Source organism: Metabacillus arenae (assembly GCF_014773385.1).
Lineage (GTDB): Bacteria > Bacillota > Bacilli > Bacillales > Bacillaceae > Metabacillus_D > Metabacillus_D arenae.
Map to the genome: position 1 here is coordinate 221,318 of NZ_JACXAI010000004.1, position 14,160 is coordinate 235,477.

11 protein-coding genes are annotated in these 14,160 nt (G+C 37.9%); 6 read left to right on the forward strand and 5 right to left on the reverse strand.

From position 1 onward, the window contains the following. Nucleotides 1–284 precede the first annotated feature (284 nt). The 4 genes from IC621_RS05435 to IC621_RS05450 form a co-directional block, all read right to left on the reverse strand. On the reverse strand, nt 285–1,271 hold the full coding sequence (locus IC621_RS05435) for a glycerophosphodiester phosphodiesterase family protein (protein WP_191156517.1): 987 nt from the start codon (nt 1,269–1,271) through the stop codon (nt 285–287). Between the two features lie 302 nt (nt 1,272–1,573). After that, nucleotides 1,574–2,647, reverse strand: coding sequence for an FUSC family protein (locus tag IC621_RS05440; RefSeq protein ID WP_191156519.1), 1,074 nt, complete (start codon nt 2,645–2,647; stop codon nt 1,574–1,576). 245 nt (nt 2,648–2,892) lie between these two features. Beyond that, on the reverse strand, nt 2,893–7,374 hold the full coding sequence (locus tag IC621_RS05445; RefSeq protein WP_191156521.1) for a glutamate synthase-related protein: 4,482 nt from the start codon (nt 7,372–7,374) through the stop codon (nt 2,893–2,895). Between the two features lie 405 nt (nt 7,375–7,779). Beyond that, complete coding sequence (locus IC621_RS05450; protein WP_191156523.1) at nt 7,780–9,075, reverse strand: glutamate-1-semialdehyde 2,1-aminomutase; 1,296 nt, start codon at nt 9,073–9,075, stop codon at nt 7,780–7,782. A gap of 228 nt (nt 9,076–9,303) precedes the next feature. Between IC621_RS05450 and IC621_RS05455 the strand changes: the two genes are divergently transcribed. The 5 genes from IC621_RS05455 to perR all read left to right on the forward strand — a co-directional run bounded on the left by IC621_RS05455 (nt 9,304) and on the right by perR (nt 12,325). Next, nucleotides 9,304–9,531, forward strand: a complete 228-nt coding sequence (locus IC621_RS05455) for a hypothetical protein (RefSeq protein ID WP_191156525.1) — start codon at nt 9,304–9,306, stop codon at nt 9,529–9,531. Nucleotides 9,532–9,609: 78 nt separating this feature from the next. Continuing rightward, nucleotides 9,610–10,005, forward strand: coding sequence for a two pore domain potassium channel family protein (locus IC621_RS26970; RefSeq protein ID WP_191156527.1), 396 nt, complete (start codon nt 9,610–9,612; stop codon nt 10,003–10,005). 62 nt (nt 10,006–10,067) lie between these two features. After that, entirely contained in the window at nt 10,068–10,538 is a 471-nt protein-coding gene (gene bcp, locus IC621_RS05465) for a thioredoxin-dependent thiol peroxidase (protein ID WP_191156529.1), read from the forward strand. A gap of 275 nt (nt 10,539–10,813) precedes the next feature. After that, nucleotides 10,814–11,767, forward strand: coding sequence for a D-2-hydroxyacid dehydrogenase (locus IC621_RS05470; RefSeq protein ID WP_191156531.1), 954 nt, complete (start codon nt 10,814–10,816; stop codon nt 11,765–11,767). Between the two features lie 120 nt (nt 11,768–11,887). Then, the gene (gene perR / locus IC621_RS05475) at nt 11,888–12,325 is read left to right on the forward strand and encodes a peroxide-responsive transcriptional repressor PerR (protein ID WP_191156541.1); all 438 of its coding nucleotides are present in this window, start codon (nt 11,888–11,890) and stop codon (nt 12,323–12,325) included. Between the two features lie 178 nt (nt 12,326–12,503). Here the strand turns inward: perR and IC621_RS05480 are convergent, their stop codons facing one another. Beyond that, complete coding sequence (locus IC621_RS05480; RefSeq protein WP_191156543.1) at nt 12,504–12,860, reverse strand: YgzB family protein; 357 nt, start codon at nt 12,858–12,860, stop codon at nt 12,504–12,506. Nucleotides 12,861–13,045: 185 nt separating this feature from the next. Between IC621_RS05480 and IC621_RS05485 the strand changes: the two genes are divergently transcribed. Beyond that, nucleotides 13,046–13,909, forward strand: coding sequence for a nucleotidyltransferase-like protein (locus tag IC621_RS05485; RefSeq protein ID WP_191156545.1), 864 nt, complete (start codon nt 13,046–13,048; stop codon nt 13,907–13,909). Nucleotides 13,910–14,160: the final 251 nt, after the last annotated feature.

A 14,160-nucleotide genomic window follows, 5' to 3' on the forward strand; every position in this document is an offset into this window, starting at 1 on the left:
CAAAGTCAAGGTTTATATTGGAATACAGAAGAACTAAATAGAATCAACCACTGTTCCTAATTATTTAGGTGCGAAGTTTGAGTTATTTAAATTATTTACCTACTATTTTGTAGTGTGGAATGACATAAAAAACTACTCAATAAACAAAAAAATCAGTTGAAAAATTTTTAAAACCAAATGCAGAAATATAATATTTGAGTAAAAATGGGTGGGAAGGGATAAAGAAAAAGTTTGATTATTTCTCTGATCCTTTTTCTATAAAACCGCCTTTTACTTGAACACATTCACCATTTTATTCTATGTAAAATAGGGGCAATTATATCGATTCTATTGGTCCAAACACCACCAGAATAGTTAGAAGGCAGTCTCTTGATATCCTCAGTTGTATCAAATCCTTCCGACCATCCTCCATCACCTGCAACAATAAACACTCTAGTTCCTGCATTTTCTAATCTATTTATAAATTTATCCGGCCATCCCCACATCCATGGAGCATACTTCTCTGGAATATGAATCTGTGTATTGTGACAAGCAGAGGGAACATATCCTGTCCACCCTACGGCAATATAAGGAAGCATACAATTTTTCATGGTATCCATTGACATGACACGAAGTTCTGGAAGAATTTCTTTTAATGTTTTTATAGGTTGGTCTCCACCATAAACAGTTAGTTGACTCAAACGTTCTTTTGGCAGTTTAGAAAGATATTGGGCAAGGTGAACACCCTCTTCTGGGTTGTCACTTTTAATATGAATTAAAAATGAGCCAGCTGGGAAATATGATATAACTTCATCAAGTGATGGCATAAGCCCTACTCCTTTACCACGAAACGGATAACTTTTTCCTTTGTCAGCGGTATATCCATATCCAATGTCAAGGGACTTCAATTCTTGAAGGGTATGTTCCCTTGTAACCCCTTTTCCATCAGTGCGGCATTCCAATGTCCAATCATGGAAAACAGCAAAATGACCATCTTTTGTAGGTTGAATATCAAATTCAACTAAGTCAGCGCCAGCTTCAAAGGCTGCTTTCATAGATGGAATTGTATTCTCTAAGTAGGGATGCTCTGGCTCATATATTCTTTCAGCAGTACATGTATCATCTGTGATTCCTTCCATATGGAAAGTTTGTGCCATCCCTCTATGTGCCAGTAACAAAGGGGCTTCATCTCTAGCTTTAGTAAACAGAGGACTGTTATTTAAATACATGAAGAAAACTAAAATCACTAAAAATATGATAATCCTTTTAATATTACTTTTAACTTTTTTCATATTTCTCCAACTTTTTTATATTTGATTACTACATTTATTGATAGTTTAGCATAGAACCCATTTATGGTACTTTTTTAGCCCAATTGGCTCAATAAGCCTTATTCTATTAAATCGTCCTTTTGATGTGAAATAGGGTTGGATTTTTACAACATTAACAAATGTAACAATTCTGTTTAAAATTAATAGAGGATTTAGTCAACTAACTCAAGTTTTACATTTCACATCTAGATCATTATTGTCCTTATCGTACCGTTGAAGGAAATATTTTCTCCAAAATAAAAAACCCAGCTTTCACAGCTGGGTTAGTTACCATTATTTTGGTTGATAATCTGTTCGTTTTCTTTTTGGTGATAGCTTTGAAAGCTGTTAATTAATATATCTAAATGCTCGAGCTGTTCGCTGTACTCCATAATATTTGAGACAAGCGGCATCAGGTGATAGAAGGAGTCTTGGCAGGCGCAGCTTGATTGATAGCTTAAATATGCTTCAACCAATTTTTGTTTATTATAGACTCGTTCAGGTTCATGTGATGATTGCGGTTTGATTTTACCGACTAGCTTCATGTGGATGAGCTCATGAAAATGTAATAGGTAATCAAGCTCTGAGACAAGGATTTGCTGAAATTCTTTCGGCATGTTATGCAATTCGTTTTCTAATCGGTGCAATTTTCTTAATGTGTATAAAGCCCGGTTCGAGGTCACAAGCATTTGTCTGAACATGACTAATTTCCGGGACTTTGAGTATTCATTTCGTTTGAAGTAATGTCTTTCTTCTTTATAAAGTAAGTAGAGCTGGTCAAGCTTTATCATCTTTTCTTTTAGTGACTCGATATCTTCCTTTAACACACTATGTTCTGAAGCCTGCCGGATGTTAATTCTAATCCATTTTATAATTTCCACGGTGTTTTCGACAATTTGATTGTACAGCTTCGTCTCATATTTTGGCGGGAGAAAAATAAGGTTTACAACAAATGCAGCCAAAACCCCTAATAGCACAGTCGAAAAACGAATCAAAGCAAATTGGATAAAGTCCTCTCCGGGATTTTCTAAAATCGCAATAACAGTAACGAGTGCAACAGGTATTGTTTTTTCCATTTTAAGCTTTAAATTAATGGATATAACAATGACGGCGGTAAAGCCGATAACAAAAGGATGCGGACCAAATACAAGTCCAAATAATATAGCAATAAATGCCCCAATTATATTCGCTTGGGCTTGCTCAATAACTGACAAATAAGAGCGATATATCGTGGGCTGAATCGCAAAGATGGCAGCAATTCCTGCAAAGACTGGTGATGGAAGCTGCAGCACATTTGAAATCCATAAGGCAATCGTAATAGCAATTCCCGTTTTTAAAATGCGGGCACCGAGTTTCATAGAATTAAAAAAGCATTCCTTTCATGAGTAAATTTTCTTGGTCATTTAGGAAAAAATTATAAAACCTTATTGCTTTTAAACGAGAGATTCCAATTTTGTTCCTAAACAATAAAGTAATATACACTCATTTCATCATTTATTCAAGATACTTTTCCCCGATTTATACAAAATTAAACAAGGGTACCAGGTACTCGCGGTTCCTGGAACCGCGAGTACCTGGTACCCTATAATAAATTAATTTGACATCATTCTGTGGATACAGAAGGATCAGCTTGTTCTTTTTGAGGAACTAATTGAATGAAGTGGTTTTCTACTTCATTCAATATCGGCTTTAGTTCGTCCGCTTCATCTGTCTGTCCGCTTTGTTCTAATGCGTCAATATAAATGGAAAGCAGCTCGAATACGTCAGATTTTCCTTGTTCTGAGAGTGAGCCTGTTTCGATTTTCGCGCCTTTTGCTATACGGCGCTCGATTGCTGATTTTGTAAGTCCCATTTCAGGCTGCTGGCGGACGTAAACGACTCCCCCAGTCATACCTGCACAAATCCATGGGCCTGGATCGCCTAATACAAGACCGCGTCCATTTGTCATATATTCAAAAGCAAAACCTTTAATGTTTGCACCTACACCAATATTTCCAAGTTCATTAGCTGGAATCGGGGTCTTTACTTTTCCGCCGATGATGATGTCTGCACCGGATAATCTAATACCTGCTCTTGCATCAGCATTTCCTTGAACAAGTAAAAGTCCGCTTTGTGCTCCATAACCAAAACCTTTTCCGACAGAACCATTGTAATAGTTTCCATCCACCCCTTTTGATTTGAGGATTTTAATTTGGCCGCCAAAAGAAGTCTTCCCTGTTCCGTCTTGTGCTCCGCCTTCAACAAGAATGTTAATTCCGCTAGTATTGTAAGCACCAAGACCGTTTCCTAATACAGAGCCGTCTCTGTATTGAAGCTTGATGTCATCCAGCTCTTTGTAGGACCCATCCAATCTGCCGCGGACGCGGTGACAGGAAACTCGGCTTGCTAATACACGCTGCTCAGAAGTAACCCCTGAGAAATCACGTGATTCAAGTAAATCATCTTCATGATAATCCAGGTACTCTGCTCCGGCTGCTACAGCTAATCGTTTTTCTTCTACGCTCGCTGCAACCTCTTTATGAACAAGGTTTTGGATATCATTTGTTTTTAATAAATTTGAAAGATCCATTGCGTCTACACCTCTTGTTTGCTCTAGTAAATCTGAACGCCCTACGAGCTCTTGCAGACGATTAAAGCCAAGAGAAGCAGCTAAGGATTTTAGCTCAGTTCCAAAAGCACCGAACATATTCATTAAGCCTTGAACAGCCAAGTCATACTGGCGCGGAACAAATCTTCGCAATCCGTGCTCTTCTGCTTGGGATTCAGTTTCTATTTGAGTGGCAATTCCGACATGGCACGTGTCTAGGTGACAGCCGCGGCATGTTGTACAGCCAATGGCAATCATGGAAAGAGTTCCGAATCCAACGCGGTTGGCACCAAGCAGCATAACCTTTACTACATCAAGTGCACTTTTAATTCCCCCATCGGCCCAAACTTCTACTTTATGGCGAAGTCCTGCTTCAAGTAAGGCGTTATGGGCTGCTTTTACACCTATTTCAACAGGCAATCCTACATATTGAAGCGCATGGATCCTTGCAGCACCTGTACCGCCGTCAAAGCCGCTTAACGTAATAATATCAGCGCCTGCTTTAGCAATACCGACTGCGATTGTTCCGATGTTTGGGACAACAGGAACCTTTACCGCTACTTTCGCTTGATCATTTGCCGTTTTCAACTCTGTTATCATTTGCGATAGGTCTTCAATCGAATAAATATCATGGTTATTTGACGGTGAGATCAAATCAGAACCGATTGTCGCATTACGTGCTTCGGCAATTTTGGCTGTAACCTTAGAACCTGGAAGGTGTCCGCCTTCACCAGGCTTTGCCCCTTGACCAATTTTTATCTCTAATAAATTGGACGAGTTTAGAAGCTCAGCATTTACACCAAATCGCCCAGAAGCAACCTGCTGGCCGCGTGTTTTCGGATATTTCCCAAGCATATCCTTGATTTCTCCGCCTTCGCCATTCATGCTGATCATGTTTAAACGATCTGCTGCTTCTGCGTAAGCACGGAAAGCGACTTCATTTTGGGAGCCAAATGACATGGATGCGATAACAAATGGCAGGTCATGGTCGCCAACACCTAGATCAACTTTTTCAGCTGGAACGGAAGAATTGATTTTCTTTAAATCAGTTAAGTGTCGAATTGAAATTGGATTTTTTTCCTCTTGTTCAGTTAATTTTTCTCGATATCCATCATAGTTTCCTGATGAAGCAACATCCCCGATTGCCTTCCAAATGCGAGGGAAGATGTGGAATGTTTTTCCTGGTCTTGCTTTTTCATTTTCATAATCTTTCAATCTTTCAATAGCATCCTCTTTTAGACTCTTCAAATTATGTTTTAACTCTGCAGAGCCTAAGAAATTAACAACTTTCAATTTATCGGAAATTTCAAGGTTTAATCCAATTGCAGAGAATAGACGGCCATAACCGCGAAGCTCATGAATGCCAATCGTTGAAATGACTTTTTCCAATCCTTTATTTAATGCATTAAAAAGGTTTACAACTGGAGTTACTGGACCGTCTTCTTCTGCTACTGTAGCAAACAGGATATAAGGGCTGATTAAGTTTGCACCTAGTCCGTAAGCAGTAATGATGTCATGCAATGACCTAATCGCTCCTGAACGAAGTAAAATCGAACAATTTCTTCTAATTCTTGCCTCCACTAAAGCTTGATCAATAACAGAAGTAACAAGGTGGGGGTCAATCCACAGTTCATGATCCTTGTGTGCCTTCTGATCCTCTAAAACTAAGAGGGCAGCACCATTTCGAACAGCGTCAATAGCTGCGTCTGCCAGTCTTGATAAGGCATCTTTCAGATCTTCTTTTTCATTAAATGTAGTATCAAGAATGGCAAGGGATTTATTGTTTGAAAACTGCTCAACAACCTGCTCATATGAAAGTTGATCTGTTTCTGAAGCAGCTGCTTGACCGATTTGCCCTTCTATTAACAATGGAGATGGGAGCTCTAAAACAAGCTCTTGTCCATGCTTTTCAACTAAAGATGGACGTTTTCCGATGATTGTTCTTGTGGAAAAATGTTCTGTTTCCCGATCACGGTCAATCGCAGGGTTTGTTACAACCGCAACACTTTCTTTTAAAAAGTCTGCAATATTTTTTCGGTCAGGATGAATGGCTGCCAGGGGGCCATCATGGCCTAGAGAACGAATTGGTTCCGCGCCTTTTTCTGCCATTTGCTCAAGCAGCTGGATATGCTCGCGATCCCAGCCGAATGCAGAATATTGGCCGTTTTGAATCTTTTGAACAGGTGATAATGTTAATTGGTTTGTACTCTTTGGATGCTTTAACCGAACTTGATAGTTTTCCAAAGACACTTTTGGCGAGAATCGTTGATAAACCTCTTCTTGAAATTCTGGATAGTGATAAACCTTAATCTCATTATTATCGTTCCATTTTAACCCAACTTTTTCACCCGGCGCTAACGGTTTTGGCTCTCCTGTGTAAAGAGCATTTGAAATAATTCCAGGCTCTGAAGAGAAAAGATAGGAATCCTTTGTCTCAATTTGCCATAATGGACGGAGCCCAAGAGCATCCACACTGAAAACAGCCTCATCTGCAAATCTCGAAATAATTCCTGCAGGACCTTGTGCAAAATGACCCCAAGCCTCTCTCACATACGTATATAAATCTTTAATATGGCTTGGATAGGTCTTAATCTCATTTACAATTGGCGGAAATAAGATGTCAAGAGCTTCAAATAAACTAAAATTGTACCGGCAAACAAGCGTTTCAATCGTCCTGTTTAAATCCTGTGAGTCACTGCCCCCATTTGTTAAAGGGACATCAATCATTCTCGCTTCATCCCGTAGTTTGGAGATTGTATTAATCTCTCCATTGTGACCTAGTACGCTAAAAGGTTGTACACGGAAAAAGTTTGATAGGGTGTTTGTTGAATAACGATTATGGCCGAGTGTCATCGCAGAAGCAACTAACGGACTTGCTAAATCGTGATAAAACTTTGGCAAAATGTCACCGGCACCCATTACTTTGTATACTGCTGCATGCTGACTTAAAGAGGCGACGTGAATATGGTCGTCCTTTTCAATTTCAATTGTAAGATGAAATAATGTTTTCGATAATTGCTTATGTTCTTCATTTGGAATAAGGCCCACTTGCCAAAATAACGGCTCTTCCTGAACAGCGATTGGTCCTAATGCTTCAGATGATGTTACCTCATCTGTCTCAAAGATTAATTGGAGGTTAGACTTCGTAAGTTCTTTTCTCACATGTTCTTTTATTTGATCTTTGTTTGTATGTCTGGAAATAAAAAAATGACCGACAACAAAGTCAGGTCGGTCAACTAAAGATTGGTCTTGACCCGCCTGCTGCAACTTTTCCTTCCAAAGTTTTTTTGGAAGGTCAATGTGAATACCAACACCATCGCCTTCTTCATTAATAAAACCTGCACGATGATTCATCGTCACTAAAGCATTAATACATGCTAAAATATTATCTCTTGTTGGGATATTCTTTTTTTCAATCACAGACACAATACCACAAGCATCATGTTCAGCATTTTTTTGATAATCTGTAAACAAACTTGGACTCCATTGTTCAGTCATAATTGCGGCTAGAGAGAGGGAGCAACCGTCTCTAGGCCTTCACCTCCTATAAGCATAGTAATCTATAAAAATAAATGGGTGTTTTCGTAAATTAGTTTCTAAATGGGTAATCTCTTGATGTAAGACTGAATCCATTAAAGCAACAGTTTCTTAGGAGAGTGCAAAGAAGGAAAGAATAAAGGTAAAACTTAAAAAGAAAAAATTTTCAGAATTATAATTCCAATCTTATCACCTTCGGATAGGGTTTTCAATTATTTATACAGGTTCGTGGATAGGGTATACATTCTTAATTGTTTGTAAGGAAACCTGACAAAGTTAGGGAGTGAAAATAATGTAAGCGTTTACTATTGGGTAATAAAAAAATTATGGAAAATGAGTGATTTTCCATAATGAAAGAATGTATGGTTATTCATTTGAAAGTTGTTTGAATGCATTTCCTGCAGCTGTTATTGTTTTTTCTATATCCTCTTCCGTATGTGCAATCGTAATAAACCAAGCTTCGTATTTGGAAGGGGCGAGATTTATTCCTTGCTGAAGCATGAGCTTGAAAAACCTTGCAAATCGTTCTCCGTCCGTGTTTTCAGCTTGCTCATAATTTTCGATTTTCTCATGAGTAAAGTAGACAGTAAGCGCGCCTTTTAAGCGATTAAGAGAAATTGGAATGTTATATGCATCAGCATATTTCTTAATACCTTCTTCTAAAAGTGCGCCTAAATGATCTAATTTCTCGTACGTTCCTGCTTGTTGTAAAACCTCTAAACAAGCGATCCCAGATAAGATCGATGCAGGATTGCCTGCCATCGTTCCCGCTTGATAAGCCGGACCTAAAGGAGCCACCGTTTCCATAATGTCCTTTTTGCCTCCATAAGCTCCGATTGGAAGACCGCCGCCAATAATTTTTCCTAAAACAGTTAAATCAGGCTGGACGCCTAGTAAATCCTGGGCGCCTCCATATGTAAACCGGAAGGCTGTAATAACTTCATCATAAATAACTAGTGCGCCAGCTTCATGTGTAAGTCTGTTTACTTCCTGTAAAAATCCTTCTTTTGGTTCAACAATCCCGAAGTTACCAACGATTGGCTCTACTAAGACAGCTGCAATTTGGTCTCCCCATTTTTCTAATGCTTTTTTAAATGGCACCAAATCATTGAACGGGACTGTAATTACTTCTTGGGCAATGCTTTTTGGAACACCGGCAGAATCGGGTGTGCCAAGAGTAGACGGACCTGAACCAGCTGCAACTAAAACAAGGTCTGAGTGACCGTGATAGCAGCCTGCAAATTTTATAATTTTATCTCGGCCTGTGTAGGCACGTGCGACACGGATTGTTGTCATAACGGCTTCTGTTCCGGAGTTAACAAATCTTACTTTTTCTAAAGAAGGAATCGCTTCCTTCAGCATTTTAGCAAAGGTAATTTCATGCCGGGTCGGAGTTCCATATAATACTCCTGTTTCAGCTGCTTTTTGGATTGCCTGTGTAATATGGGGATGCGCATGACCTGTAATAATTGGTCCGTATGCAGCCAAATAATCGATGTATTTGTTGCCGTCTACATCCCAGAAATATGCTCCCTTTCCTTTTTCCATAACAACTGGCGCCCCGCCGCCTACTGCTTTGTATGAACGAGATGGACTGTTTACACCACCGACAATATGTTGCAAAGCCTCGTCATGAAGCTTTTCAGAATTTAAGTGTTGCATGATATCCTCCTACTGATAAAAAAGTTCTCTTTTATTCTAGCATTTCACAAAAGGAGGTCAATCAACAGGTTTATAAAGCTTGTAATGTGGTATTATTAGGGAAATGATACATTTACCTTATTTTCTCAGATTTTCAGTATCTCAAAATAAAATGTAACCTCCATGAATAGACATCAGGTAAATATATAAATATTTTGGCTCCACTTATATGGAGATGGGGGAATAATAATGGATCTAAATTTGGCAGTCATTTTATTGGGAGCGCTTACAACTGGAGTGATTATTGGTACAATCCTTTATTTTCTTGCTAAAAGAAGAGCGAAACAAAAGCTTGGCTTTATTGGTTTTTTCTCTGTAGTCGTTAGCCAGCTTGTGCTGGGCTATTTCCTCTCTATCCCGATGTTTTTAGTTTTTTTATTATTAATAGCCATAGACTGGAAAGGACCTATTCATTAGACAATTAAGGTTTTTCGAATATTCACCCTTGATCCATTATATATTCTAATAAGAAGAATGTGGGACGAGGTTAAATAAGTGGATATCATTTTTTTAATCCTTATTGTTATTTGTTTATTAATGAGTTTAAAAATTTTTTTATCGATTCGCTCAAAGCACCAATTCCTTGCAAGGGAAACCATTTTAGTTCTTGTTTTTATGTATATTTCCTTGTTAGTCAGCTTTGCCATGTTTTATTTGATCTTTATGCAGACAGGAAGTTCGATTCTGTTAGATAATGGGGTCCCTGTAACAGGATCCTACTTTCAAAAACTGAATACTTGCTTGTATTTCAGTGCAGTCACTTTGTTTTCCGTTGGTTACGGTGATATTAATCCAGTTGGAATCGGGAGGTTTATTGCGGTTATTCAAGCACTAATCGGCTATTTGCTTCCAATTATTTTTGTAGCCAGGTCTGTAATTAGTTCTGAATAGTTGTACAAGTCTCCAAAATTGGGTAGTCTTTTACTAAACCATTCAATTTTGGAGGTATTCACATGACAATTGAGGTCGGGCAAAATGCACCTGATTTTGAATTAGCGGCTGATAACGGAGAAAAAGTAAAACTATCTGATTTAAAAGGCCGTTTTGTCGTACTTTATTTTTATCCTAAAGATATGACACCAGGATGTACCACACAGGCCTGTGATTTTAGAGACCTTTACACAAGCTTTAAAGAGCTGGATGCTGTTATTCTTGGAGTCAGTCCAGATCCTGAAGTAAAGCACCAAAAGTTTAAGGAAAAGCATGATCTGCCATTCACGCTTCTTGTAGATGAAGATCACGCGGTAGCTGAGAAATACGGCGTTTGGAAGCTGAAGAAAAATTTCGGAAAAGAATACATGGGGATTGAACGCTCAACTTTCATTATTGATAAAGAAGGAAAGATTGTGAAGGAATGGCGTAAAGTAAAAGTAAAAGGGCATGTAGAAGAAGCTTTGCAATACATTAAAGACAATTTAGCGTGATTTTCCTATTTTTCTTTGGAACAGGGCGAAAGTCCAGACATTTTGATAAAAAATGAGTATGTTAAAAGGGAAGGCATAACCTCCTCATATGTTAGCGCAAGCATTGTGCGGGAACTCCCCGCACTTTTTTTATTAGTCGAAAGCAGTCTAAGATTCGTTGTCTGGAATCATCACCTTCCCAGAGAAACTTTTGGTCACCATAAATAGTAGTCTTTCTTGGAGAGAAATTTTCTTATACAATGAATAAGGAATAAAGGGATAGGGAGCGCTTACCTGTGAAGATTTTATCAACCGTTCGATTGCCTGATCATGATAAAGAAAGATTATCAAAAAAATACCCGCAATGTACCTTTGTATTTGATCAAAAAATAAATAAAGCTGTGGAATATCTTAAGGAAGCAGAAATTCTTCTTACATATGGAGAAGATTTGAATGAGGAGCATGTTTACTCAGCAAGTGATTTAAAGTGGATTATGGTAGCTTCAGCCGGTTTGGAGAAAATGCCGTTTTCTGCTTTGCAGGAAAAGAATGTTTTGGTTACAAATGCAAGAGGAATACATAAAATACCGATGGCAGAATACACACTTGCGATGATGCTTCAGGTTTCACGTCAAGCAAAGGTTTTAAGCAAAAATGAAGCAGAACAGAATTGGACGAGAAAAGTGGAAATGGTAGAACTATTCGGTAAAACCATTGTTGTTTTGGGGGCTGGAGCAATTGGCTCCGAGATCGCGAGGCTGTGCAAAGCATTTAATATGAGAACAATTGGAATTAATACTACCGAGAATGATGTTCCTCATTTTGATCAGATAGTTAAAATAGACAAGCTGGATAATGTAGTAGGGGACGGAGATTTTGTGGTATCAGCTCTGCCAAGTACCAGGCAAACTCAAGGCATATTAGGAATTGATCAGTTTAAATTCATGAAACGGGAAGCTGTTCTGATCAATATTGGCCGGGGCGACGCAATAATAGAAAAAGACTTAATAAAAGCATTATCTGAAAATCTTTTGAAGCATGCAGTACTTGATGTGTTTATAAAAGAACCGCTTCATATGGAGCATCCATTTTGGACGATGGATAACGTCACAGTTACTCCGCACTTATCAGGTATTTCAAAAATGTATTTACCACGAGCATTGGAAATATTTGAAGATAATTTAAATATGTATCTAAGTGGAAAACTAAATGAAATGAGAAATCCGATTCAATTAGAAAAAGGCTACTAAAAAACAATCCTTACTTATGGCTCTTTTCAGCAGATAATTGACAAAAGTCTTTGTCGCAAGGTACACTAATTATAAATATTATAAAGTAAGAATGTTTACTAGAAGAGAGGTGCATGACGGATGTCTGAACATCAGTTAAAAGAAGCACTTGATACTTTAAAGCAAACAGGAGTTAGAATTACTCCGCAACGTCATGCGATATTAGAATATTTGATCAATTCAATGACTCATCCAACTGCTGATGATATATACAAATCATTAGAGGGTAAATTTCCAAATATGAGTGTTGCAACAGTTTACAATAATCTGCGTGTCTTTCGAGAGGTTGGATTAGTAAAAGAATTGACGTATGGCGACGCGTCAAGCCGCTTCGATTTCGTAACGACCGAGCATTACCATGTCATCTGTGAAAGCTGCGGGAAGATCGTAGACTTCCACTATCCTGGATTAGATGAAGTAGAACATTTAGCTGCACATGTCACAGGGTTTAAAGTTAGTCATCATAGAATGGAAATATACGGAACATGCGGAGATTGCGAAAAGAAACATGCTCATTAAGAAAAAACGGGAGTGTCAAAAAAGTACATCCCAAACCTTTCAAGCTGAGACTGAATGATTCGCACTATGGATAAATTACCTTCACAGGGAATTCCTGTTATTAAGGCTAGCCATGGAGAATGGAATAATAACCACATACTAGAACTTATAAAAGCTGATAGATTCATTTCTATCAGCTTTATTTTTGTACGCTCTTCCGATTGTATTTTTCATCAAAATCCTTGCCTTCTAAATTTTTATCAAGTGTCAGGGGTTCTCTGCAGTACATGCACATATCAACCCGACCAAGTATTTTTGTTGTTTTCCCGCAAGATGGACAAACAACCTGAACAGCTTTAGTCGAAAGCATGCCGATCCAGAAATAAACTCCTGTGCTTGCAACTATACATAAGAGCCCTAACATCATAAAGACAGTCATCCATAATGGGCTGCTGCGGAAGAAGACACCTAAATACATGACAAGAAAGCCGACAAAAATCAGGCTTAACGCAAATGTCCGTATTTTATTTATTTTACTAGAGTATTTTTTAGCCATTAATTTACCCTCCTCTCATAAATATAGCATAATTAAACCCCTTTCATAATGTTAATCCGAAAATACTAGTAGAAGTATAAAGAATTATCACTTATAATTTTCAAAGTGCCTGAAAAAAAGGAATCTTGTCTTCAAATGTAGAATGAATTGAATTGTTACCTTAAAAATCAACTGGAGGAATCATAATGGAAAACATTCTCCGCCCAATATATCAAGAAAGAGCAAGCCATCCTGATACACTAGCTGTGTTAATGATGGAAAAAAGAAATCAAACCTCTCCACAAACAGATAATTTGGATGTTGCGTTATTTGTTATCGTGAAAGATGCTGAACATCCTTTATATGTAAAACATTATGAATTTAATGATCAAAAAGCCTCTTTAAATATAGTGACGAGCGAGCAAGTTGACGAATGGCTGCTATTAGGTACTAATCGCCGTATGGTGGATTTAATTTTTAATAGTAAGGTTTTATTCGACCGTAATGAATTTCTATTAGGCTTGAGAGACCGCTTGTCAACTTTTCCTTTTGGGGAAAGAAAGCTCAAGATAGGATTAGAATTTGGAAAGCTGATTAGAAGGTATTTGGAAGGAAAAGCTTTTTTTGAATCCAAGCAATTTCTTGATGCCTACAACAGTATTGTCCATGCGCTTCATCACCTAGCCAGGCTGGAAGTAATAGATAAAGGCTTTTATCCGGAAGTGACTGTCTGGAACCAAGTAAAACAAATTGAACCTCAGGTTTATAAGCTTTATCAAGAATTAGTGGAAAGCGATGAAACACTGGAAAAACGATTGGAGCTTCTTTTTTTAGCAAGTGATTTTCTCATCCATTCAAAAACAGAAATAGGTGTTTCCCATTTACTAAAAGTAATGAAAGGAAAGGACAGCTGGTTATTTGCCGAACTCCTGCTTCATCCAGAATTAAAATATTACTCAGTTGACCTTAGTGTCATTTTGGAGTTTTTAGTAGAGAGGGAAATCATTAAGGTTAAGCGCATTGAGACAAAAGGGCAGGATGTTTACCATAGAGCTTATTCAATTTCATAAAAACTGTTGACATAAGATTTCACCGATGTTATATTATAGATCGTCGCTGCTGACAACTAAGACAAAAACGGCAGCGGCGAAGAAAAAACAAAAATAACTCTTGACTTAAATAAAGGTAAGATGTTACATTAAGAAAGTCGCTTCTAAAGAGAAGGTGACATCAAAATGATCTTTGAAAACTAAACAAAGCAAAGCGTCAACGTTAATTCTAGATTTATTTTTACAAAAGAGTCATGGATCTTCTGCTAAAG